Source organism: Ignavibacteriales bacterium, from assembly GCA_016214905.1.
GTDB lineage: Bacteria > Bacteroidota > Ignavibacteria > UBA10030 > SZUA-254 > PNNN01.
In genome coordinates, this window is sequence record JACRMQ010000004.1 from 190,603 (window position 1) to 214,967 (window position 24,365).

A 24,365-nucleotide genomic window follows, 5' to 3' on the forward strand; every position below is an offset into this window, starting at 1 on the left:
ATCCTATTTAATCTTCATTATCTTTCTTCTGATCAAATCCATTGCTGCCTGCGTTGCTCTTTCTTTCACTCTGAGACGACCCTCGCCGAAATTAAATCTAAGCGCGATTGTTTCATTCGAGTCGGAGTATCCTATCCATACTAACCCGATCAGTTTATCGGGAGTTCCGCCTGTCGGTCCGGCAATTCCCGTTGTAGAGATACCGATATCCGTGCAAGATAAATTTCTGATTGAGCGAGCCATCTCTTCTGCAACCTCCCGGCTTACCGCTCCATGAGTTGAAATAAGTTTTTCGGGAATACTTAGCATCTCTATTTTAGATTTATTGCTATATGTCACAACTGCGCGTTCAATATACTTTGAACTACCTGAAACGTTAGTCAGTTTGTTCGCGATTAAACCACCGGTACATGATTCTGCTATTGAAAGTGTTAACTTTCTCTCGATCATTAACTTGCCCAAAGCTTCTTCCAAAGATTCATCATCGACGCCATAGATATATTTTTCAGCTTTCTGTCTGATATCAGATTCGATAGTCTTGATGAGCCGGTTACTCTCATCTGAATCTTTTCCTTCAACAGTAATTCGCAATCTCACACCGGCGGGAGAGGGGAGGAATGCCAACTTAGCTCCTTGTAGCATTTGGTTTAAATCTCCTAATCGAGTTGCTAATTCCGACTCAGGGATGCCGGTTGTCATAAGCGTTCTATGAATTATAAAATATGTTTGAGATATATTTTGAAAATATGGGATAACAAAATCGGTTATCATGCTCTCCATTTCATATGGAACTCCCGGCATTACGATAACATACTTACCATCGCAATCGAAGAATTCACCTGCCGCTGTGCCGAATTTATTGGGTATTGGCTTTGCACCATCGGGTATTAATGTTTGATTTTCTGCCGCTTCAGACCACGGGCGATTGCGTTGCCTCAGAAACTCTTCAACATATTTTCTTGCATCAGCAGAAGAAACAAGATTAGTTCTGAAGAATTTACAGATCGCAGATCGCGTAATGTCGTCGTGCGTAGGTCCCAAACCACCGGTTACAAATAGGATGTCATGACATAAGTATTCCGTTTCAAGAGCAGATATGATATCTTCCTCGTTATCACCAGCTACAATTATTTTAGAAACAGAGATACCGAGTGGACTTACTTTTTGGGCGATGAACGCGGCATTTGTATTTATCACCTGACCTATAAGAATCTCATCCCCGATTGAAATTATGGCGGCTCTCATATCAATTAAAAAGTTAAAAGTAAAAAAGGGCCTGAATATTGAAAGTAAAACATATTCAAAGATTTAAAAATGAAAAGAGAATTAATTGAATAGTGAGGTTTGCATAAATTCCAGCCATAACATCGTCGAGCATAATTCCCCAACCATTTTTAAGCGATTCTAATTTTCGGCAGGGAGGTGGTTTAAAAATATCGTAGAATCTGAATAATAAAAATCCAAGAAATGCTATTAGAATAGTTTTTGGAAGAAAAGCGATTGATATCCACATCCCTACAACTTCATCGATCACAACAATTTGCGGATCTTCACCAAATGATCTTTCCATTTTAGAAGAAACATAAACACCGATAAAAAAGAAGATGGATATCAAAGATGAGATGATGATAGGATACTCAAATGACGGGATCATATAAAATAACATACCGACGATGCTGCCTGCAGTTCCTGGAGCTATTGGTGAATATCCTGAGAATAACCCTGTGGCAATCAGGTGTGAAAAGAAAGGTACTGATCTTTTATTAGGATTAGGTTGATTGGTTGAAGTATCGTGCATATAATTCGCGTAACAATTTTCTATTGTCGAAGAGATACATTACTCCTGTTCCGATAGTCGATATGGTTACTAACAGCAGCATCCCGAATAAAACCTGAGGATGCATCAAAGAATCGAGAAGGGATCGGAAATCTTGTTTGATGAAAGAAACTGAGCCGGCGACATAAAGGATTAAGATGTAATATATGACGATATACTCTCCGAATGTTTTTGCCTGTGCCGATTTTGATGTAACAATCGGCCTGTCTGTCCATTCAGCATAACTTCTCAAAGAGGTGATAATTATATCTCGGATAACGATAATCCAAACCATCCAACCGTCGATTAAATCTAAATGTACAAAAGCGAAAAGGGCGGAGAGCGATAAAATTTTATCGGCGAGTGGATCGAAGAATTGTCCCCAGCGCGATACGTATCCGTATCTTCGCGCAACCCATCCGTCGTACCAATCTGTTAGGGCGGCAACAATATAAACGAGAAGCGCAATCTGTTTCCAGAAAGATGATTCATCGAACAACAGTATTACAAATACCGGTGTTAATAAAATGCGAAGCGCTGTAAGTGAATTAGGGATTGACATTGGCTGATAAAATTTTCACTAATTTACCAAATATTATCTGATTTACAAAAACAAAAAAGCCCGATTTTATTCGGGCTTCAATTACAAAAATTATCTTGTTGTCAGGCGGCTTTGGTTATTTTACCACTCTTAATACAATTGGTGCATACACGCAAGCGTTGGGTTCTGCCATCAACCTGCGCGCGGACTTTTTGTAAATTCGGCAGCCAGCGTCTTTTTGTTCTGTTATGAGCGTGACTGATATTATGTCCGGTTACCGGTTTTTTTCCGCAAATTCTACAAATTTTTGCCATTATTACCTCAAGGTGAAAAGATTAATCAATTTCAATGTTACAAATATACTAAAAATTAGAATATCTCGCAATAGTTCTTTTATTTGAAGTAAAACCTGGCACCGATACCGGCATTCATGTTCAATTCAGTCTTCGGAGTTAAGTCAAGTATTGGTGCTATCTCAAAAAAAATATCGAAAGGAGCAGACGCGAACATATATTCAATTCCACCCACCATTCTCAATCCAAGTTGTGTATCATTTCCTTCATTCGTTCTGATTCTGCCGCCGATCCCGTAATACAATGGCAATCGTTCAGCATGCGGAAATACATTGAAAGAGTGCATCAAATAATCTACATGAATGTGAAGAGACGTTCTGTGAACAAACGACCATGCTAATCCGGCATCTATAGCGGATTGCTTCGTTAGCCATCCTTTGCCGTTTATTCCGGTCGGTTCGCCAATCATTATTCCTAAACCGAATCCGCGGTCTTGTGCGAATGAATAATTAATCGAAAAAAGTAATATGACAGAAAATAATATAAGTTTCAGATATTTCATATAAACCTCATAGATGTCAGGATGATCTTAATGCGTTAACAATATTTAAGCGCGAAGCTCTGATTGAAGGGAGGAAACCTCCGACCAATCCCATCACAACAGTAAATATTAATGAATTTATTATTATTGAAGGTGAAAGAGAAAAACTAAATGCGAGTTCGGCGAATGAGCCGAAATTTATCATCGAGATATCGAAGAATTGGAGAAACGATGCGAGGAATAAACCAATCAATCCACCGAATATTGAAATTGATAATGATTCAATCAGAAAAGCGAATAAAACATTACGGCGTCGGAAACCTAATGCCCGTAAAGTACCTATTTCAATTGTTCGATTGGATACAGCCGCATACATCGTGATCATTGCTCCGATCATAGCACCCAGACTGAATATTATGGTAACAGCGATGCCGAGAATTCTTATAAACATTGCCATATCTTCAGACTGTTCTTCATAAAATTTCTTCTCGCGCTTTACTTCCAATGTTTGAAGCCGGAGATCTTTATTGAATGCTTCTTGAAATTGTGTAAACGCATTTACGTTATCGAGACGGATGAGTAAAGATGAGTACGCTCCTGTGTATCCGAATGCCTGCGCTAATTGGATTTGGTCGCCCCAAATTTCAGAATCAAAACCGTTACCACCAGCATCGAACGAACCGACAATCGTCCATTCATCGCCGCCGAATTTTATTTTGTCTCCGAGCTCTGTCCCTTTGAAACGTTTCTTAATGGAAGAACCAACAATAATCTCACGTGATCCCCAGTTGAAGAATCTGCCGCCGGATAAGTTCATATTTTGTCGTAACTGGAATCCCTCCGGTGTAACACCGCGCACGGTTACATTCCCTAATCCGCCTTCTTTTTGCGAGTAGGGGAGATTGATGATGGCGACAATTTCGTTAGAGATGAATGGTTTGCCCGATGACAGTTTAGAGATTGATGGTATTGTCTGAACAACATTTGCCTGATCTTGCATGATGATACTCGTAATCTCAGCGGTTGCGGCTTTGCGGAGTACGATCACATTCTCATCCGAGCCGGTTTGAATGAGAGTTTTCTGGATGCCGTGTGCCATCATTAATACCGCGGCAAAAACAAATACAACCAATGAAATACCAACTACGGTCAAAATGGTTGTGAGGCGGCGAGTTTTCAGATTTCTTGTAATGTATTTAAATGGAATTTTCATTGTAATCTCCTATCCTACCTGCCGTAAACCGTCGACAATTTTAGTGCTCGTCGCACGTTGAATTGGAAATACCGCGGCAAGAAATCCAACCATCAATGCAGATATGCTCGCAAGAAGCAGTGTGATCGGTTCAAGATTAAATATTGGAAACCATCCTTTCGGCAATATTGCCGCAAAACCATCAATCATCGGAAATGCTAAACCGATTCCGATGATGCCGCCGGTTATTGCAATCGTTAACGACTCTCCACCGATAAGACCAATTAAGTGGAATGTTGAAAATCCAAGTGTCTTTAATACAGCATATTCGCGAACCCGTTCGCGTGCAGACATAACCATCGTATTTCCGAGAACCAATAAGATGATACCGATAATTACAAACGACATTACATCCATCGCAGTTATAATCGCGCTCACAGACGCCATGAAACTTTGTTGGAATGCCCGCTCAGTTTCGCTCTTTGTTTCCGCAGGAGAGTTCTTGAATTGTTCATCGATTTGACCCGATATAAATGCTGAGTTATTCGGGTCTTTAATCTGGGCTATGTACCACCCAACGTAACCGGCACGCGAGGGAGTTTCTTCTTTCATTCGTTCTTCTAAATATTGCCATTGTATCAGCATATTCGAAGGATCGGTTGTTTTATCACGAGGTTTGTAGATTCCGCGAATCACAAATTCCCATCTCCCCGGATATATATCTCCTTCAATAGGCATTATATCGCCGATCTTCAAATTGTATCTTTGGACTAACTGTTCACCGATTACGCAAGAATTTCGTTCACGCTTGAATGCTTCGAGCTGTTCTTTCGGGATCATAAGCTCGGGGTAGACATCAAAAAAAGTTTCAGCATCCACCGCAAGCCGTGCGAAGAACTGCTTCTTGTCGATATAAACACCACCGAACCAATTGGCATAAGTTACATTATCAATCCCATCGATCTTGCTGATCCGGTCTTTGTATGCAAGTGGAAGAGGGAAAATGAATGATACTGAATGTCGAGTAATCAGGCGGTTGGCAGATGATGCGTCTACGCCTGCATACCAGGCGGTTACAACCGTTCGTAACAATCCAAAGGCAACAACTGCTATCGCGATTCCTAAAACAGTCAGTAACGTTCTGAGTTTATGCCTGAGCATATTTTTTACGATTAATTTAATTATGTGCATGGCATCCTCCTTAGGTTAACTCGCCTTTATCGAGATGCTTTATCACGTGAGCCCGTTCGGCAGCGCGCGGATCATGGGTTACCATGACTATGGTTTTTTTGAACTGGGTATTCAACTGCACGAGAAGATTTAATATTTCTTCTGCGGAGGTTTTATCCAAATCGCCGGTAGGTTCATCAGCGATTAAAAGTGTCGGATCTGAAACGATCGCGCGTGCGATCGCAACACGCTGTTCTTGTCCGCCCGATAATTGTTTTGGATAATGATTCATCCTATCTTCCAGCCCCACGACTTTTAATGTAAATTCGACATGTTCTTTCCTCTCTTTTTTAGAAAGTTTGGAAAGGAGAAGAGGAAGCTCAACGTTTTCAAAGGCGGTTAATACGGGGAGAAGATTATAAAATTGGAAAACGAATCCGACATGTTGAGCCCGCCATTTTGCTAATTGTGATTCGCTTAGTTTTGCTACATCGGTACCTGCTACAACTAAAGAACCTTTTGATGGCTGATCTATTCCCGCTATCAAATTTAGCAGGGTTGTCTTGCCTGAACCCGATGGTCCCATCAAACCTAAAAATTCTCCTTCGGGAACCTCAAAGGAAATATCATGAAGCACCGGGATTTCTAAAGAATCTCTCCAGTACGACTTAAAAACATTTTTAACAGATACAATATTCATATTTCAATTTTCCAGCTATTATTATTATCAACGGTTGCTTATTAATAACGATAATTTCATTCTCTAAGTTTCACGCTTGCGCCTGATTGCAGTTTTTCATTCGGATGTAATATAACTTTATCGCCCGGATTCAAACCAGATTTTACTTCAATCAAAGATCCAATTTTATTGCCGGTTACAACGGTGACTTCCTGAATTATCTGTCCTTTCAGAACAAACGCAACAATTTCATCCTTCCGCTTTGTTATTACGGCCGGATCAACAGCGATCATTGGGGTTATATTTATGCTATTCTTTGATTTATTCTTTAAGAAGTGAACCTTGGCGCTCATCTCCGGTAATACACGACTATCTTTTTCAACAAATCTTATTTTTGTCATAACCGTTGCTTTTGCTCTATCTGCTGTAGGGACAATCTTATCCACCACACCACGATAACGTTTGTCGGGATACGCATCAAGTGTGATCTCGCAAGGTAATTCACTCTGGATTCTTTCGATGTTTGATTCTGAAACGTCTGCTTCAACTTCGAGTGAGTTCATATCGGCAATCGTTACTACGGCAACCCGCGAACTTGCGCCTGCGGCAAAAGGAGCAACCACCTCTCCGATGTCGGCGTTCTTAGTTAAAATTGTTCCATCAAACGGTGCACGAATGCGTGTATTCTCCATTTGTACCTCTGCCGCTTTAACCGCAGCACTACGCGACGCGATTGATGCAGTTACCCGATCGAAACGCGATTTTGCGATATCAAATTCAGCTTGAGAAATTAAATGCTGGTCTAATAACTTTTTCGCTCGCTCGTACGATTGCTCAGCTTCAACCTTATCTGCCTGCGCCACGTCATACTCGGCTTTGGCTTGAGTGAGCGCGGCTTCAACATCAGCGCTTTCAATTCGAGCGATGATTTGCCCCTCTTTTACTTTATCTCCTTCTTTAAAACCTAAGTAAACAAGCCGGCCTGTTGCTTTGGATGCAATGGCTGCTTTACGCTGTGCAACTACATATCCGCTTGCTGTCAATATTGCATCTGCCTGTGCAGGTGATATGTACGAGACAGTTGTAATCTCAACGATCGGATCTTCCACAAAAATATTTCTGACAGCATAATAAATTGCTATCCCCAAAAATATTACTCCAACGAAATACATGAAATACGCGAAGTGCGGTTTATGAGGAGGTTCATGCGGTCCGGATTGTTTTTCTTCCTCACGTTTAATCTTTAATTTTGATAAATCAAGTTGGTTTTCAGTCATATAAAATGTGCCGCTAATGGTTGAAATGATGAAAAAGATATATAAATCTCAAGTTGTTTCCAAATAAAACGTCGAAAGTGAGATTAATGTTTCAGTACCTGATATTCTCTAATTGCCGAAGGAATTCACGTTCTCGTACCGAATCTTTGTTGACAAGGAAGTAGTAATCATGGAAAAATTTGTAATCACTGAGTGCGGTTTCTTTTGATATGTTTTTCATATTCGCCAAATATGAATCTATATATTGATCAATCTGGGTAAATTGAATTTGGGGGAACTTTTGCAAAGAGTCCATGATACTTTTATTGTATCTGACTATTTGCAAGATAAAAGTATCAATCTTTACAGCGTTAATCGGCAATTCACCATTTGAAAGCGTGCTTACGGGACCGATGAAAAAATCAATTTTCTTCTCTTGAAGAAACTCGATAGAGGCAGACTTCTCGTGTCCCGGTCGACCCCGTTTGGAAATATTCTGATGAGCTAAGCCGGTATCTGTCAATCCGGTTAACGCTTCCAAAGCATAAGGTGTTTTCGAATAATAAATCACTCTCGCGTGTGCTCCTGAAAATGCGAACCGAACGGGTAATCGTTCAAAATATTTTTTGATTGTGAACCCCAAAAGTTTTGTACGTTCAAGATGATCATGCGTGTAATATTGCACTTCATCAACAACGTAACCTACACTTATCTCTTTTGTATAAAGATCATATCTAAAAATAGTCGTTAGTGTAATTATGAAGGCGAGAATAATTCGTAAGTAAGACTTTGAAAGCGAGAGTATAAATCTTTCTATCAAATAATATAAAAAAGGAGTAACAGGAATCAGGAATCGTGCGTGCATGAAATCGCCGCCGATCCTTATTACAAAAAGAATATAGAGAGATGAAAATATTCCGGTAAGAAGGATTGTATGATTCGAACTATATCTCAGTTCTTGCGTTATTCGGTTGAAAGTTTTAAATCGCCATAGTGCAACTATCCCTGCAACAAAAAGGATGATAAGTCCGTAATATGTCTGGAAGTAAAGCCAGACATACTCTAAACCCTGACTGTAATAAGTCAAACCGATTGATTTAGCATAAAAAGAATTTGGGAAGAAAAATCCAAAATAATTCCATCTCCAAAACCAGTACGGGAGGAATATGAAAATAGAAGGGATCAGGAAGATTAAACAATTTTTCCATTTATTCTCTGTGATGATAATAAAATATATTAAAACAGAGGCAAGGAAAATAATTCCATCAGGACGTGTGAGCATTGCAAGAAGCGCGAATATGCCGGCAATTAAGATATTCCATCGAATTTTATCGAGAGATAGAAATAAAAAACCGGCGACGATAAAGAATGTGTACATCGATGTTTCCAAACCGCTGGTTGCGTAAACGTTGAAATCGCGATTAAGTGAGAGCAGTAAAGAGGTCAGCGGTATAACAAAGATCGAAGATGTTAGTTGTCGTTGAGTTTTATTGCTGATGAAAATAAATAAAATTAGCGTTCCTAAATGAAATGTTATCCCTAGAATTGCTGAAAAAAGAACCGGATCGATCTGCAGTTTTAAGCCGAGGGCGATTAGAAGTGTCCAGAGGAAATTTGTATAACCCTCAACCCGTTCACCGGCGTTGTAAGCCAATCCATTTCCTGCTACCAGGTTTTCGGCATAGCGAAACGAAATGAACGCATCATCGTTAACGAAAGCATAATGATAAGCATGGATTAGTCCTATGGTTAAAATTAAACCCAATAAGAGAATAATCCAGATGCGATTGTTGATCATTTGCAGAAAAGTACTCATTAGGTATCTCATTGCCTATCGATATTGTGCATTTGCATCGTTTAAAATAGGTTATTATAAAAACAAATACAAGCTTGCCGCGATAAACCTCCGGTATCTCAAGTGCGACTCACCTCCTGTGGTGGTGCTTGTTTGAAGGTGAGTCGCACATAGTCTCAAGGAGATACCGGAGGTTTTCTTTTGTGCTTTCTTGGAAAAAATTTAGATATTTCGCTTATTATAATCACTATGATTATTTTAGGTATAGAATCTTCCTGCGATGAAACTTCCGCTGCTGTGTTGGCTGACGGAAAATTGAAATCGAATATAATTTCGTCACAACTTATTCACCAACAATATGGCGGAATTGTCCCGGAGTTGGCATCCCGCGCTCACCAACGGCTGATTGTTCCGGTTGTTGAGCAAGCATTAACTGTTGCTCAAATCAAAAAAGAACAACTCAATGCCGTCGCTGTTACACACGGACCCGGCTTGATGGGTGCGCTACTTGTTGGAATGAGCTTTGCAAAATCTCTCGCTTACGGTTTGAAGATACCCCTCGTTGGTATCAATCACATGGAAGCACACATGTACTCGAATTTTATCGATGATCCGAAACCATCGTTTCCATTTCTTTGTCTTATAGTCTCAGGCGGGCATACACAACTTGTTTATGTCCGCAAACCGCTTCAGCATGAATTGTTAGGCGAAACACTTGACGATGCGGCTGGTGAAGCGTATGATAAAGTGGGCAAAATGTTGGGACTTGGTTTCCCGGGAGGACCGGTCATAGATAAATTAGCGAAAGAAGGGAATCCAAATTTTGTAAAATTCCCGCGCTCTTATCTCGATCCAGGAAAATATGATTTCAGTTTCAGCGGAATAAAAACTTCTGTACTTTACTGGCTTCGCGATCATGGATATCGGAACAATGAAAATATAAAACCAATTCAAAAGCAAGAACTCGCCGATCTTTGCGCAAGTTTTCAGACGGCGGTGGTTGATGTGCTGGTTCGGAAAACAATTCAGGCGGCAAACGATCTTGGCGTTCGGGATATAGCAGTGGCAGGAGGTGTATCGGCAAACTCTGAGTTGCGTGCACGTTTAAAATCAGTTTCCGAAGAAAATGGTTTTAAATTATTTATTCCCGCTTTTGAATATTGCACTGATAATGGAGCCATGATAGCCCAGCTTGGAAAAATGAAACTTGAACTCGGATTCCAATCAGATTTTTCTTTGAACGCAATTCCAAATTTAAATATCAGCATTCATCCTGTTTGATGACGATCGATAAATATATAAAAAGAGAAACACTTTTCGCTGTTACCCTCATTTGTTTACTTGTGATTACGGCGTTTTGGCAATTAGCTACTATGCGTGGTTTTATCATCACAGACGATATTTTCACAAGCGATATCATGAATGAAGGGTTCCCGTATCGCTATTCAATGAGCGAATCAATAAAAGCGGGGCATCTTCCACTTTGGGTTCCGGAAATTTACAGCGGTTTCCCGCTGCTTGCTCGTGCTGAAGCTGGAATCGCTTATCCAATTAATTTGATATTATTCGGATTGCTATCTCCATGGATTGCGTTAAATCTCGTTTTGTTGCTTACAATTATTACAGCCGGTATTTCAACTTATCTTTATGCGAAAGAAATTGGATCAAGTTTCACCGGTGCTGTTGTTGCGGGCATCGCTTTTGGTTTTAGCGGCTATCTTTTATCGCATCTGAAGCATCTGAGCAATGTCAACGCCGCGTGCTGGTTGCCGTTAGGACTTTACCTTATTGAACGCGCGATTAAATCGAAAGACAACCGAATGCTTTTATTCTTTGGTATCATCTTCGGTTTTCAACATTTATCGGGCCATACTCAGGTCGCGTATTATTCCGGTGTGTTGTATATATTTTATTTCATTTTCAGATCGCTTTCAGTTGTTGACTCAGGAAAAAATATTTTATCAGTTTTTCAAAAATGGAAACAACTCACCTTGGGTAAACAAAGCTGGCTATTCGCCGGAATGCTTGCGCTCGGTTCGCTCCTTGCTGCCATTCAATTAATTCCGACTTATGAATTAGTCTTCCTTTCGCAAAGATCGGGTGGGGTTACTTTCGAGTATGCATCTAACTACGCTTTCGATCCAAAGAATTTGGGAATGTTTATCTACCCTTATATAAATGGTGATATAGGGGAAGGAACTTATACAGGGAAAAGTATTTTTTGGGAAGATTTCGGTTATGTTGGAATAGTTACATTACTATTCGCGCTTCATGCAATATTTCGTAACTGGAAGAAATGGCATGTAAAGTTTTTTACAATCGCCGGATTGATCTCGATTATTCTTGTCTTAGGACCAAACAGCCCTGTATATGAATTTGTTTTTAATTATGTGCCGGGAATGAAATTCTTCAGATTCCCGACTCGATTTCTATTGATAACCGATCTATCTCTGGTAGTACTTGCCTCTATCGGTATTCCGCACTTCGTTAAATATTATTTTATCAAAAATAAATCTGCAAAAGCTAATGTTTCTCAAAATATTATTCATCATCCTGTTGAGGTATTGATAATATTACTGTGCGTCGCCGATCTGTTCTATTTTCAACTTCGCCAAAATCCGATTGTTAATGCGGATAAATGGTTGACAGTTCCGAAATCAGTTGAATATCTCAAACGCGACACAAGTTTGTACAGATATTTTTCTGTCGGAGCGAATCAAGCGCACATAAAAACATTTCAGGACGCAAAAGGGTGGGAGGGAGATTTACAGCCATTCATCGATCAGCGTGAATATATTCAGCCGAGCAGTAATGTACTTTATGGAATTTCTGCAGCAAATGGATACGCGAATTTGACACCGAATTACGTCGTGGATATTTGGGGTGATCAGAACCGTGCCGGTATTTTAAATAAAACCGCATCGATTGATGGAGATGTTTTTAGACCATCTCCTGTATTTTGGCGATTGATGGATATGTATAATGTTAAATATATCAGTTCATTGTGGCAAATCGAAACAAATTCAAATGTTGAAGATATTGGAAAGTTTGGCGATGCTTTTTTTTATAAGAATAATGGATCAATGTCGCGGGCTTATTTAGTTAGTAAAACAACTACAGTCCGGAGCGAAGAGCATGCCTTGCAATTGATTGCCTCAATCCAGTTCAATCCACGGAAGGAAGTAATTCTTTTTGATAATCCGGTAGGATTTATACCAACTGAAAGTGTTAGCGGAACCGTTGATATCAAACTATATTCACCAAATGAAATAATCATGAAAGTTTCATCTTTACAGGATGCGTTTCTGGTTTTTTCAGATTCATATTATCCCGGTTGGAAAGCTTACATAGATGAAACAGAATCGAAAATATATCGCGCAAACGTCACTCAACGATCAATTGCGGTACCAAAAGGAAATCATATCGTAAAATTTATATTTGAACCACGAACCGTTCAAGTCGGATTCTGGATATCGACTTCTAGTATAATCATCTTTGGATTTTTATTTTTTCAATTTAATAGAAAGAGAAAAAATGAAAAGAATGCTTAGAATTATTGTTACTGTTGGGATTGTTGGCATCATATTATTCGCTTATGGAGTGTTATGGGCACCGAATAATTTCGATGGCGATAAAATATTGAAAGTTTCAAAAGGACAAACATTCAGCGATGTTGCAGATTCGCTGAAGGAGGCGGGAATAATTCGAAGCGTGTTTCTATTTAAGATAGCGGGGAAATTAACGGCGTCCACAACAAAACTTCAGATCGGAAAATATCGATTTAAAAGTGGAGCATCAAATCTATCGATCATTGATAATGTTCAAAACGGCAGAACCGCTGAAACGATAACAGTGCTAATTCGTGAAGGACTCCGCTCGACTACACAAGCGCAAATATTCTCACAAAAATTAGGAATAGATTCAAGCACGTTCATGGAATTGGTGGAGGATAAATCTTTTGCAAAATCTTTGGGAATTGACGCTCATAACTTAATCGGTTATATGATGCCGAAGACCTATAAATTTTACTGGCAAACGGATGAGGAAGATATTATCCGTACGCTTGTTCAGGAGTTTTGGAAAGAGTTAGATAGCTCCATGATTCGTCAAATGAACCGAAGGAAGATGACGATGAACGAGGTTCTCACAATGGCTTCAATCATAGAACTCGAAACAGCAATCGATACCGAGCGGGCTATTGTTGCCGGAGTTTATTACAACCGATTGCAAAAAAGAATGCGTCTGCAGGCAGATCCGACAGTGCAATTCGCACTTGGTGGAACTCCGCACCGGTTGCGTTACAGCGATTTGGATTATGATTCTCCGTATAACACATATAAAAATTATGGTTTACCACCGGGTCCGATTAATAATCCCGGTAAAAATTCAATACTCGCGGCGCTTTATCCTTCCAGACACAAATATTTATATTTTGTTGCAACAGGTGAAGGTGGACATAGATTTACATCCTCATTCAGCGAACACCAAAAAGCGATTAAAGAGTACAGGAGAACCAGGGAAGAGCGAAAAGCTGCTCAAGAACTTGATTGAGATAATTGTTTGAGCGAAATGTATATTATTTCATTCTGTGGTGTTGAGATTTGTAATTCTTTTCCGAAACGTACCGCCGCACCGTTGAGTGCTTCAACTTCAACTCTTTTACCATGTGTAACATCGTAGTACATAGATGAGGTAGTCGCGAATGGCAATCTTTGATAATGCGCGAACACCTTCTCTTCAATATCTGTAAATTCATCCATCCGTTTTGCACGTCCAATTGTTGCGGCTTCGTGTACAACATCCTTCAACATCGAAGTCAATGCAGTATCGGCAAGAATATCCCCGATCGGTTTTTTTGTAAAAGCCGTCATGCCTCCAATACCGCAAATAAATATCCATTTCCACCAGAGAGCTTTCTCGATATTATCTGTCGGCTCGCCATTGATTCCGGCATTATCGAACAGATGTTTTAATAACATACAACGGTCGCTTACCAAGCTATTTGATTCTCCAAATTTAAATTTGCCTGTACCACCTTCATGAAGAATAACTCCGGGTGAAGCTATTGTGCTTATAATATAAGCAACACCCGGTATGATATACTTTTTACCAAGTGAATCTGCAAGAATACTCTCGTTCTCAACTCCATTTTGAATGCTAAGAACAATCGTATTATCGTGCAAAACAGGGAGCGCGAGTTTAGCTGCTTCTTTTGTGTCTAAAGATTTAACTCCTATGATAATTAAATCGAATGGTACGAACCCAGTGAGAATATTGGTGAATGTTGATTTAACATTGATGCTGCCTTCCGGACTTTCTAACCGCAAGCCGTTCTGTTGCATAGCGATCAGATGTTCTCCGCGAGCAATGAATGTAACATCGTTGCCTGATTTCCAGAGTTTGGCGCCGAGATATCCGCCAACTCCGCCTGTGCCTATGATTGCGATTCTCATAAAAAGTTTTCCGTGATAATAATATAAGAATTTTTGAATATTATGGTACTGGCAAATATGAAGCATAAATAAAAAAAAATAGCTATATTTACACTTTAACATCCAATAACCACATTGACCGATGAGAGTATTGCAAAAAATCATATTAAACAGTTTGCTGCTGCTATCGACCTTCACAATTTTTAATTGTGCCGGTATAGATTCTCCTTCCGGTGGTCCACCAGATAAAAATCCACCGACTATTTTAAAGACTTATCCAAAACCGGGCGAGCTTAATTATAACGGCAAACGGTTTTCTTTTTCATTCAACAAATATATCAACCGACGGTCTCTTGAAGAATCGTTTTTTGTTTCACCCCCAATCGGTGATCTTGAATTCGAGTGGGATGGAAAAGATCTTGAAGTCGTATTCCAGGAATCGCTTCGCCCAAACACGACTTATATAATCACTCTTGGCACCGATCTAACAGATATAAGGGGGAACAAACTTCTTCAATCGTATACGGTTCCGTTTTCATCGAGCGATAAAATTGATTCGGCATCTATCGCGGGTATTGTTAATGATGACAAACCTGAAGGTATAATGATTTTCGCTTATCCTCTTGAGCTAATTTCACCAGATACTTTAAATCCTGCAAAGATAAAACCTGTTTATGTAACACAAACCGGTAAAAATGGATCGTTCGTTTTACCGTTCCTGAAGATTGGAAGTTATCGCATCTTCGCGATTCGGGATGAATACAAAAATTTACTTTACGATGCAGGGATAGATCAATACGGTGTTACCGTCAATGATATAAGTCTGTCGGATTCGATTAAAAATATCGAAGGTATTCAATTCAAAATGGCAATGGAAGATACAACTCCACCGTTTCTTTCAAGTGTGCGCGCCATCGATGATTCACATATTCTTTTGCGGCTTAGTGAATCAATTGATTGGCATACTGTTGATGTTCAAAATGTGTCTATTGAAGATACTTTGTCGAAAACAAAACTTGATGTCCTGGATTTATCATTTGTGGATGAAGATAATAAAGATGCACAAGTTGTTACTAAGAAACAGGATGTAGGAAGGAATTTTCGGGTATGGTTATCAGGGTGGAAGGATGAATCGGGGAATGCGATGCTTCCACCTCTCAATACTGGTGAATTTGCATCTGAAATGTTGGTAGATACTTCTATTCCAAAAATTGATTTAAAAAATATTAAAAATAGAAACGTCAATTATCCGGTAGACGACAGTATAAAAGTAACTTTCAATGAGCCAATCATTAAACATAAATTTGAGAAAGGTTTTCAGATAGTTGATTCGACAGGTACTTTAGTAGATGGAAAATTCATGTGGGAACATTCTGCTAAAGCTTCATTCATTCCAACCACTTTGTTGTTTAAAGGAATGAAATATACGATTAAGTGTGTGTTGGATTCCATTGAGGATTATTCCGGAAATTCACAGCGAGATTCGGTAATAAAACTACCGTTTCAAACTGTAGAAGATAGGTCGTTGAGTGGATTAAAGGGAACTGTGTTCGATGAGCGAACGGCCGGGTCAGGCAGAATACATATAAATGTTTCGAATGTATCGAAGAAAGATATCAAATCAAAAAATTCAGTTCTTGAATCCTCCGGATCATTTTCGTTTGATAATCTTTTCGAAGGAAAATATATTATTAATCTGTTTCGTGATTCAAACGGAGATGGGAAATTCACTTACGGTAAAATTTATCCATATGTTCCGGCTGAGCGGTATACGATATATCCTGATACTCTAAAGCTTAGAGCACGATGGCCGCTTGAAGGTATCTCGTTAAAATTGAAGTAATTATCAAATTAATTTTTTGGGACCGGCTGGAGATCAGGTTGTATGAAAGAGTCCGGTATTCTGTTGGGTGGATTTTTTATTATTCTATCAGGTACAACCCAGGCATCTTTGTAACCGATGGTACTTAATTTCTTTACCAGCATATTTGCGCTGGCACGCTCAATAAAATTACCCACCCGCACCTTGTAATAAGGCGTTTCGTAAACGATATACGTCCATTCATCGCTCAGCATATTTAGAAGTGAATCGCGAACACGGTTTGCTTCTTCAATTTCTGATGTGAAAATTACCTGCGCGCGGAATCCGGGTATTGTTTCGGGTGGTGCTATTTTTAGGACACGAGCGGCTTCAATGATATCACGTTCTTTCTTATCTTCCTGAAGAATAAAATCAACTTCATCATTGTATTCAGTCGGTTGAAAAGTTTTCTCGTATTTTTGTAAGAACGAGTTAAATTCGTTATTGGGATCCATCCCTTTACGTGTAGCTTCGGGAGATTTACATCCGATGATTAACGAAAATAAGAGGAAAAGTCCGTTTAATAAGAAGGCGAAATTATTTATTTGGTTTTTCAAAGACCCAGGCACCTTTATAATCTTCAGGATATTTAAATGATATGACATCGCGGAATGTTCTGGCGGCATCCTTAGTTTCAAAATCACCGAGATAAACTTTATAAAGCTCATCGGTTGTGTCAAATGAGGTATAAACATTCATATTAAAACGTTCTTTGGTGATTGCTGCAATACGGTCTGCATTGTCGGGCATTTTGTAGGCGCCGAGTTGGATGGAATAATTGCCACGCTCAAATTTATTCTCAGGATTAATCGGTGCAGGTTCGAATTTTGGCTTATCTATATCTTTCACTTCAACCTTCAAGGTGTCAACTTGTTTTACCACAGGTGATGGTTCTGCTTGCTTTTTTACCGGTTCTTGAGTCACGGGTGGTGGGGGAGGCATTTCATCTTTTTCAGATTGTTCCGATCCTGAGCAACCGATTAATGAGATGCACATAAATAACGACAGAATAAAAGATGTAATTAAAACCCGCTTCATAAGCACCACGCTTTCTGTTGTGTTAGTATGATTGAGATTTTTCTTTAGAATCACTTTCACCGCTGACAATTTTAACACTTGCGCTTGCGCCTATTCTATCGGCACCGCTTGCAACCATCGCAAGTGCTTCTTCTCGAGTACGAACGCCGCCTGAAGCTTTCACACCCATCGCAGATCCGACTACTTTCCGCATCAAGGCAATATCACCTGCGGTTGCGCCGCCTTTAGCAAATCCGGTAGAGGTTTTTACAAAGTCAGCACCGGCACGTTTTGCCAGTAAGCACGCTTTAATTTTTTCTTCATCAGTCAACAATCCGGTTTCGATGATAACTTTTACGAGGGCGCCATATCGGCGGGCAGTCATCACTACACCGAAAATATCGTTCTCAATATAATCATAATCTTTTGATTTTAACATACCGATGTTAATTACCATGTCAATCTCGCGGGCGCCATCGCGAAGAGCTTGATGAGTTTCAAATGCTTTGGCGGCAGATGAAGTTGCGCCGAGTGGAAAACCAATAACTGTGCACACTTTTACAGGTGTATCACGTAGAAGTTTCGCGCATATCGGGACAAAGCTTGGATTAACACAGACAGACGCGAAAGAATATTTTTTCGCTTCGTTGCAAAGTTCGGTTACCTGTTCTTTAGTCGCTTCAGGCTTCAACAATGTATGGTCAATCATCTTTGCTAAATCGGTTTCAATGCCACCGGCAGCTTCAATCCCGATTGATGCAGAAACACGTTCAGCGCCATTCTTAACAATATTATTGACTCCATCACGGTTATGAACCACGCATAAACCATCTGTGCAGATACCATTGCTGCAAGCAACTCCGGGCCTTTCACCAAGAATATTTTGAATAATCTTATCTATTTCGCTCTGGCGCATCTTAATTTTCCATCAAATTTATTGCTCTGCACAATATAAGATTTTCCATAATAAAAACAAATGCTCCCGTTGGGAGCAGGAGCATTTGTTAAAATATGTCTAAAATATCTTAATTTACGCTGTATTTTAAAAAGAATGGCTCTTCCTTGTTTATCGGGTAAGAACCATCTTCTTTGTTGCCACATATCTATCGGCGTTTAATTTATAAAAATAGACTCCACTCGGTGTTTTAGAAGCATCCCAACTTACCGATTTGAACCCTGCATCTTGCATCTCATCAACAACTGTTGCCACTTCACGTCCGAGCACATCGTATATAACCAACTTTACATGACTCCTACTGGATATCTGGTATCGAATCTCAGTTACGAGGTTGAAAGGATTGGGGTAGTTTTGCTCAATTGCGAATGTAGATGGCAATTCGAATGATTTATCTTTGACAGCTACAATCGTTGATGGTGAAAATTTAAAGACAGTTTGGGGGCGTGGTGTGTATGGAATCGGCAAACCATACCGGCAAACATGGAACCATGAGAGTGAATCTTTTTCAAAGCCGACTAAAATTGGTCGATTTGTTCCGATCGAGTCGACAGTTTTGTAAACGAATGATATCGACGAATCACTTTTATCAAGTATTAACCGGAATATTCCATTATTATTTGAATACCATGTAGATGAATTGAAATTCCACTCTATCGTGAAAATTTCAGGCTCCGTTTTATATCTGATCATCGAATAAAGAAGAGGTGGATCACCCATTATTTTATCCAGTTGAAAATCTCTGTAATATGGTACAATAAAATTACCTGGTAGACCTGTAGGTTGTCTCTGAGAACCAGGAATATCCCAGTTTCCAGTATAACCGTTTAAATTTATATGTTGAGTATCTATTAACGATGCTGTAAGAGAAATGGCACCATCGACGCCAACCCAGGCATATTGTAACTGTTCTCCAAAGAAAGTAAAAGGAAATCCAATATCAACTGGCCCGCTTGTGCCATCATCTAACGGATCTAAATAAGAATTTGTGTTTGGTGGACGCTGGAAGAATTGTGTCAATCGTACAAATGTGGTATCTGCTTCAACCCAATCATATACTGCTGTGGTATCAAGCGAGTAACCATTTTGTTTTAAACCAACGACTACGAAACGAACTGTATTCGAAATACCGATAATGCTGTCAAGTCCAAAATACTTATAATACCATTGTACAACAGAACCGGAAGGAAATGGTGGAATTATTACTTGAAGAATGCTGTCGCTATTTATTGTTGCCTTTATCGAATCGAATAGTTTTTGATCTCGTTGATAATAAACCCAATAACTTCCTATTTTGTCAGAATCATCAAGTGAACAGAGTTTGAGAAAATTTATTTGTAGTGATTCACTATCGGTGATACCACCTTCCCAAGAATAATAAGGAATTACAGGTGGTATATTAGTTCTTACCCTCATCGAATACCACCAATTGTATGCAGAAGTATAAAGAGTGTCATCCTCAAAAGGACCTCGTGCGACCCAACCGCGTTTCACTAAAGCTGTTGGAACGCCTGCGCAATTTGATGGACCGCTATCATGCTCGTAAAATTTCCAAACACGAGACGGATAGTTCTCATCTGTTGTGCTGATTGGACCATCTGAACCCCATGCTCGCATCCTCGTAGCGAAATCTGTCACATGATAATTAGGTGAGGTTATATCCATAGTAATAAAAAATGCATCACCTTTTTTTACATCAATCCCATGTCCAAGTGTATCAAGGGGAACGCGTTTATCCATGACGGATTCAATTTAAATTGATATCCGCCGTTCCCCCAAATCTCGTCTCCAAGTGGATCAAATGTTGCTGTATCTATCGGTGCGGTTGATATCCAGTTTGTGTCGGTTGCCTTATCGCGGAATGGCGTAATGCCATTATCCAAATCATTTGTATCGAGATAATATCCCCAATTCAAACAGGGCGGGGGATATGGTGAAAAGCCGGGACCTTGTCCCCGAAATATATTCGATTTAAAAATTCTTATAGAGACAGTTGAATCGTAATTATTAACTTCACTCATTGACCAAAAAAGTGTGTCAATGGTTCCATCCGCAGGAGCAACAAACCATTGACCGAATACATCTTTGTGGTTTCCTCCAAAATATGAGGTAGGTTGATATACATCGGGTGAGTAGCCGAAAATAAAATCAACCTTACAACTCGATTGCAATCTAACTCCACTTTTTGAATTGATATAATTAACAGCCCGTTCACTCGGTTTGAGTGGAATTACTTCATTGTTAGGTGAGACTAGATATTTCACCTGCCCAAAAGTGATCTGACTACAAACTATAATTACTAATAAAAATATCCGCATACCAACCCCTCTTTTTAATTATTAGATTATAAAAAATATTAACAACCGGTGATCCCTTCCATCTGAATGCCATTATTCGAAAAGTTAATCACCCGCCTGATTCATTGAATAAGTTAGGAACAATTATATTAAAAATCAATTGGGAAATCCCTGATTTATAAATAATCTTCAGCTTGAATCTAATCGAACAATTTGTTAGATTGAATCCAATAAACAATCTAATTTGAAGAAAATGAATAGGTCAAACTTTAAGCAAATCTTTCACATTTTAATTTTGCTGGTTTTTACATCAGTGGCTGCTTTCGGGCAGGGGAATACGGTTTATGAATTTTTAAGGAACGAACCCAGTGCACGGGTAGCGGCTCTTGGTGGAAGTTTTTTGATGGCAACCGACGACCCAAATACAATATTTTATAATCCTGCCGGAATTACAACTCTCTCATCAACCAAATTATCGGTTGGATTTATGAAACATCTTCTCGATATCAACGCCGGTATTTTAAGTTACGGTATGGAATTGAAAGATATCGGTATGATTGGCGCGGGAGTAAAATATATAAACTACGGAGATTTCAAGAGAACCGGTGAAGAAGGACAAGACCTCGGTACATTCAGTGCGGGAGAATTTGCTTTTGTTCTTGGTTACGGCGATAAATTGCTGGATAATCTAAGTTATGGGGCAAACGCGAAGTTCGTATATTCATCGATTGCCGAAGTTAATTCTTCAGGCGCTGCACTCGATTTTGGTTTAAGTTATTCTGCAATTCCGGGAAGATTACATGTTGGTGCAAGTGTTATGAATCTGGGAACACAACTGGATCCATATATGAATACTAGGGAGAAATTACCTGTCGATGTTGCAATCGGTGCAGCTGTTTATCCCGAGCATCTGCCGGCTATTGTTTTTATCGATTTTCACAAACTTACAGAATCGGAAAAGAAATTTATAAATCATTTCAAACAATTTTCCGTTGGTGTTGAATTTCTTGCGAGCCCCAATTTTCAATTGAGAGTTGGATATAACAACGAGAGACGTCAGGAATTGGAACTCGGACAAACCGCAGGTATGGCAGGATTTTCAATCGGCGGTGGATTTTTTAACGATATGTATAATATCGATTATGGATTTACATCGCTCGGTATGATTGGCGCAATTCACCGTATCAACATCGGTTTTCGTTTCGAATAAAATAAAATGATTAGTGGAGGAGTATATTTTCGAGTATCTGCTTACTCAGATAAAACAACAACATTCCACCGAAAACTATAATCGGGGTAACACGATTATCGGAACGATTAATTTCGGGAATCAAGTCGCTCGCGCCAACATACAGCGCCGCACCGGCAGAAAGCGCGAAGGCAATTCCAACAGACTTAGCATCGACACTTTCGAGAAAATAGACAGTAAATATTCCAAGCATCGTAGCAACACCGATTGCGATTGAGGCAATCATAGCGTTTTTCTTAGGTTGCTTAGCCGCCAACATTATTGACGCAATGGTTAATCCTTCAGGAATTTTATGCAAAAGTACCGCGATAAAAATAAGCAGTCCGATTGCGAAGTTAAATTCCATACCTGCCGATATCGATAATCCATCAAAGAAAGCATGAATAAACAATCCTGCAAATGCCGATAAACTTGCGACAGGCGAAACCATAACATCATGATGAGTTTCTTCGCCAAAATGAAAATGCCCGACGATTGTATGTTCAAAGAAGTGAAGTAAACCGAACCCGATTATCATATAAAGCGGTGCGGTACCGCCAAGGAGCTCTAGACTTTCAGGAATCAATTCGAATAAAACGAGAGCAAGAATAAAACCCGCGCTTAGCGCAATCAGATATTCCTGAACCTTTCGGGGCCATTCTTTTTTCATTATGATAAGAAAGCCGCCTAATATTTCTGCCGCCGCCGCGATAAATCCGAAAAGAATTGTTACTAACATTGATTCCTATCTATGATATGGTGAATCGATATATTGCCTGGCTAATTTTTGTGAATCATTGAATTCTTTCATATCGAGAACTTTACGATATTGGATAATTGCGAGTTCGCGTTTTCCTTGCAAGTCGTATATCATTCCGATCCGAAGATTCGTAAAAACAATGATAGATGAATTATCCTTTTTATCCAATGTGCGGCATAGTTCATCGGCACGATAAAAATGAATGAGCGCGCTGTCTAATTTCGAGATTTCCAACATGGAAGTACCAACGAAGAAATGCGCTTCACGTTCAGAGTTCGATTCGTATCCGGGCATCTTCAACGAATGTCTGAATAAAATATCGTTATAAATTTCTATTACTTTCTTCCAATTGCCGAGAGATGCGAAAGATCTGCCGACATATTTATGAAATAAAACATTATTAGGAAATTTATTATGCAGTTGAATAGCAATTTCAGACGCTTCCTGATACCTTTTCTCGAAATTGTGGAATACCTGTACCAAAAAATATGTCGCTTCTATATTTGCGTACCGTGCATTCATCGATGCTTGGTGAAGCTGCCCGATCCCTTTTGTTTTATCACCTTTTGGGAGGAAAAACATGAGAGGTTTCACCCACGGATAAATATCAGGGATTACAGCCGCGTAATAATTATATATTCCGATGCCGAGAAGTACATCGTTGTTATTTGGGGCTATCTCGTTGGCTTTCATAACAACCGGAAGTGCCTCACGACCGCAATTAGCGGCTTTCAACCAATCTTCACGGTTACCGTAAAGACGTCCCTGAAAACCAAGAGCTCCGCCTTTGAAAAACAGTCCGGTTATATCATTTTCATTTTCATCCAATCGTTTGTCACACAAATCGATAACATGATCAAGAGTTTGAATAAATTTCTTATCGTGCGATTGATTGTCAATATCTATTACAATCCTCCACCAATCAACCATAGCGAGGAAAAAATGACCGGCAGGATGTTCGGGATATGCCTTGGAAACGTAAGAAAATTCAGCGCGTGCGCTATCGAATGAAAGATTATAAACGAATTGAATCCCATTCCGAATATGGATATCGGTAACAGGATCTTCAATCCATTGGGCATGACAATAATTAAATTGCCATGCCCGGATTAATAAAACAACTAAAACCAATCTTTTCACTCGGAATTACTTAAGTGATTTACCGATATCTTCGAGCATCAGAATACGAACTCCGGCTCTCATGTAGGTTGTACCTTTGATGAATGATTTTACACCGAGATAAGGGGATACGTTTTTCACAAACGCAGTATCATTGGCACTCGGGACAATCAGATAAAGTACGTTTGCTTTATTTACAATTCCGAACATCCCGCCCTTTTTTAGATTTTCTAATATGACTTCTTTTTTAGAAGGACTTGTCGGTTTCAATCCTTCCTTTATAAAAGATGTTACCTCAACAACTTCACCATGAACAGTAACTTTCTTCTGCGCAGAAGCTGTACCGAGAGAAATCAGAACGGCTAATGCCAAGAAGATTCCGAGACGAAATATTTTAGTCAACATAAGATTTA

At 39.4% G+C, this 24,365-nt stretch carries 24 protein-coding genes; 5 read left to right on the forward strand and 19 right to left on the reverse strand.

Annotated elements, in window-relative coordinates; all coding sequences use genetic code 11:
* Positions 1-3: 3 nt before the first annotated feature.
* The 10 genes from HZB59_02600 to HZB59_02645 form a co-directional block, all read right to left on the reverse strand.
* The gene (locus tag HZB59_02600; protein MBI5020301.1) at positions 4-1,245 is read right to left on the reverse strand and encodes a competence/damage-inducible protein A; all 1,242 of its coding nucleotides are present in this window, start codon (positions 1,243-1,245) and stop codon (positions 4-6) included.
* A gap of 55 nt (positions 1,246-1,300) precedes the next feature.
* Complete coding sequence (locus tag HZB59_02605) at positions 1,301-1,798, reverse strand: phosphatidylglycerophosphatase A (GenBank protein ID MBI5020302.1); 498 nt, start codon at positions 1,796-1,798, stop codon at positions 1,301-1,303.
* Positions 1,770-2,378 carry a CDP-alcohol phosphatidyltransferase family protein gene (locus HZB59_02610; GenBank protein MBI5020303.1) on the reverse strand — a complete coding sequence of 203 codons (609 nt, stop codon included), beginning with the start codon at positions 2,376-2,378 and terminating at the stop codon, positions 1,770-1,772. The genes HZB59_02605 and HZB59_02610 overlap by 29 nt, the downstream gene beginning before the upstream one ends.
* A gap of 101 nt (positions 2,379-2,479) precedes the next feature.
* Positions 2,480-2,671: a 50S ribosomal protein L28 gene (locus tag HZB59_02615; GenBank protein ID MBI5020304.1), complete on the reverse strand. Its 192-nt coding sequence runs from the start codon at positions 2,669-2,671 to the stop codon at positions 2,480-2,482.
* Between the two features lie 79 nt (positions 2,672-2,750).
* Positions 2,751-3,212, reverse strand: coding sequence for a hypothetical protein (locus tag HZB59_02620; GenBank protein ID MBI5020305.1), 462 nt, complete (start codon positions 3,210-3,212; stop codon positions 2,751-2,753).
* Positions 3,213-3,228: 16 nt separating this feature from the next.
* Complete coding sequence (locus HZB59_02625) at positions 3,229-4,404, reverse strand: ABC transporter permease (protein MBI5020306.1); 1,176 nt, start codon at positions 4,402-4,404, stop codon at positions 3,229-3,231.
* Positions 4,405-4,413: 9 nt separating this feature from the next.
* Complete coding sequence (locus HZB59_02630) at positions 4,414-5,574, reverse strand: ABC transporter permease (protein ID MBI5020307.1); 1,161 nt, start codon at positions 5,572-5,574, stop codon at positions 4,414-4,416.
* 10 nt (positions 5,575-5,584) lie between these two features.
* Positions 5,585-6,253, reverse strand: a complete 669-nt coding sequence (locus HZB59_02635; protein MBI5020308.1) for an ABC transporter ATP-binding protein — start codon at positions 6,251-6,253, stop codon at positions 5,585-5,587.
* A gap of 56 nt (positions 6,254-6,309) precedes the next feature.
* A complete protein-coding gene (locus tag HZB59_02640) occupies positions 6,310-7,509 on the reverse strand; it encodes an efflux RND transporter periplasmic adaptor subunit (GenBank protein MBI5020309.1) in 1,200 nt (399 codons plus the stop codon).
* Between the two features lie 91 nt (positions 7,510-7,600).
* On the reverse strand, positions 7,601-9,304 hold the full coding sequence (locus HZB59_02645) for a hypothetical protein (protein MBI5020310.1): 1,704 nt from the start codon (positions 9,302-9,304) through the stop codon (positions 7,601-7,603).
* A 228-nt stretch (positions 9,305-9,532) separates the two neighbouring features.
* Here HZB59_02645 and tsaD point away from each other — a divergent pair, with 228 nt between their 5' ends.
* The 3 genes from tsaD to mltG are packed head-to-tail and all read left to right on the forward strand — an operon-like array spanning position 9,533 to position 13,834.
* On the forward strand, positions 9,533-10,564 hold the full coding sequence (tsaD, locus tag HZB59_02650) for a tRNA (adenosine(37)-N6)-threonylcarbamoyltransferase complex transferase subunit TsaD (GenBank protein ID MBI5020311.1): 1,032 nt from the start codon (positions 9,533-9,535) through the stop codon (positions 10,562-10,564).
* Positions 10,564-12,834 (forward strand): YfhO family protein, encoded by a 2,271-nt coding sequence (locus tag HZB59_02655; GenBank protein MBI5020312.1) that lies wholly within the window; start codon positions 10,564-10,566, stop codon positions 12,832-12,834. Before tsaD ends, HZB59_02655 begins: the two co-directional genes overlap by 1 nt.
* On the forward strand, positions 12,818-13,834 hold the full coding sequence (gene mltG, locus HZB59_02660) for an endolytic transglycosylase MltG (protein MBI5020313.1): 1,017 nt from the start codon (positions 12,818-12,820) through the stop codon (positions 13,832-13,834). The genes HZB59_02655 and mltG overlap by 17 nt, the downstream gene beginning before the upstream one ends.
* On the opposite strand, the gene HZB59_02665 is transcribed toward mltG, so the two are convergent.
* On the reverse strand, positions 13,819-14,736 hold the full coding sequence (locus tag HZB59_02665) for a 2-dehydropantoate 2-reductase (protein ID MBI5020314.1): 918 nt from the start codon (positions 14,734-14,736) through the stop codon (positions 13,819-13,821). The two genes, mltG and HZB59_02665, sit on opposite strands and share 16 nt — an antisense overlap.
* Before the next feature lie 121 nt (positions 14,737-14,857).
* Between HZB59_02665 and HZB59_02670 the strand changes: the two genes are divergently transcribed.
* On the forward strand, positions 14,858-16,558 hold the full coding sequence (locus HZB59_02670; GenBank protein MBI5020315.1) for an Ig-like domain-containing protein: 1,701 nt from the start codon (positions 14,858-14,860) through the stop codon (positions 16,556-16,558).
* Between the two features lie 8 nt (positions 16,559-16,566).
* Here the strand turns inward: HZB59_02670 and HZB59_02675 are convergent, their stop codons facing one another.
* The 5 genes from HZB59_02675 to HZB59_02695 form a co-directional block, all read right to left on the reverse strand.
* A complete protein-coding gene (locus HZB59_02675) occupies positions 16,567-17,133 on the reverse strand; it encodes an SPOR domain-containing protein (protein ID MBI5020316.1) in 567 nt (188 codons plus the stop codon).
* Complete coding sequence (locus HZB59_02680) at positions 17,114-17,572, reverse strand: SPOR domain-containing protein (GenBank protein MBI5020317.1); 459 nt, start codon at positions 17,570-17,572, stop codon at positions 17,114-17,116. The genes HZB59_02675 and HZB59_02680 overlap by 20 nt, the downstream gene beginning before the upstream one ends.
* 64 nt (positions 17,573-17,636) lie before the next feature.
* Positions 17,637-18,509, reverse strand: a complete 873-nt coding sequence (deoC, locus tag HZB59_02685; protein MBI5020318.1) for a deoxyribose-phosphate aldolase — start codon at positions 18,507-18,509, stop codon at positions 17,637-17,639.
* Positions 18,510-18,659: 150 nt separating this feature from the next.
* Positions 18,660-20,288, reverse strand: a complete 1,629-nt coding sequence (locus HZB59_02690) for a T9SS type A sorting domain-containing protein (GenBank protein MBI5020319.1) — start codon at positions 20,286-20,288, stop codon at positions 18,660-18,662.
* Positions 20,240-20,866, reverse strand: coding sequence for a hypothetical protein (locus HZB59_02695; protein MBI5020320.1), 627 nt, complete (start codon positions 20,864-20,866; stop codon positions 20,240-20,242). The genes HZB59_02690 and HZB59_02695 overlap by 49 nt, the downstream gene beginning before the upstream one ends.
* A 232-nt stretch (positions 20,867-21,098) precedes the next feature.
* On the opposite strand from HZB59_02695, the gene porQ reads away from it, so the two are divergent.
* Positions 21,099-22,055, forward strand: coding sequence for a type IX secretion system protein PorQ (porQ, locus tag HZB59_02700; GenBank protein MBI5020321.1), 957 nt, complete (start codon positions 21,099-21,101; stop codon positions 22,053-22,055).
* A 10-nt stretch (positions 22,056-22,065) separates the two neighbouring features.
* Here porQ and HZB59_02705 read toward each other — a convergent pair whose 3' ends face one another.
* From HZB59_02705 to HZB59_02715, 3 genes are read right to left on the reverse strand one after another with little or no spacing between them, the layout of a single operon-like run.
* The gene (locus HZB59_02705) at positions 22,066-22,812 is read right to left on the reverse strand and encodes a ZIP family metal transporter (protein MBI5020322.1); all 747 of its coding nucleotides are present in this window, start codon (positions 22,810-22,812) and stop codon (positions 22,066-22,068) included.
* A 6-nt stretch (positions 22,813-22,818) separates the two neighbouring features.
* A complete protein-coding gene (locus HZB59_02710) occupies positions 22,819-23,973 on the reverse strand; it encodes a hypothetical protein (protein MBI5020323.1) in 1,155 nt (384 codons plus the stop codon).
* A 6-nt stretch (positions 23,974-23,979) separates the two neighbouring features.
* Positions 23,980-24,357 (reverse strand): hypothetical protein, encoded by a 378-nt coding sequence (locus HZB59_02715; protein MBI5020324.1) that lies wholly within the window; start codon positions 24,355-24,357, stop codon positions 23,980-23,982.
* Positions 24,358-24,365: the final 8 nt, after the last annotated feature.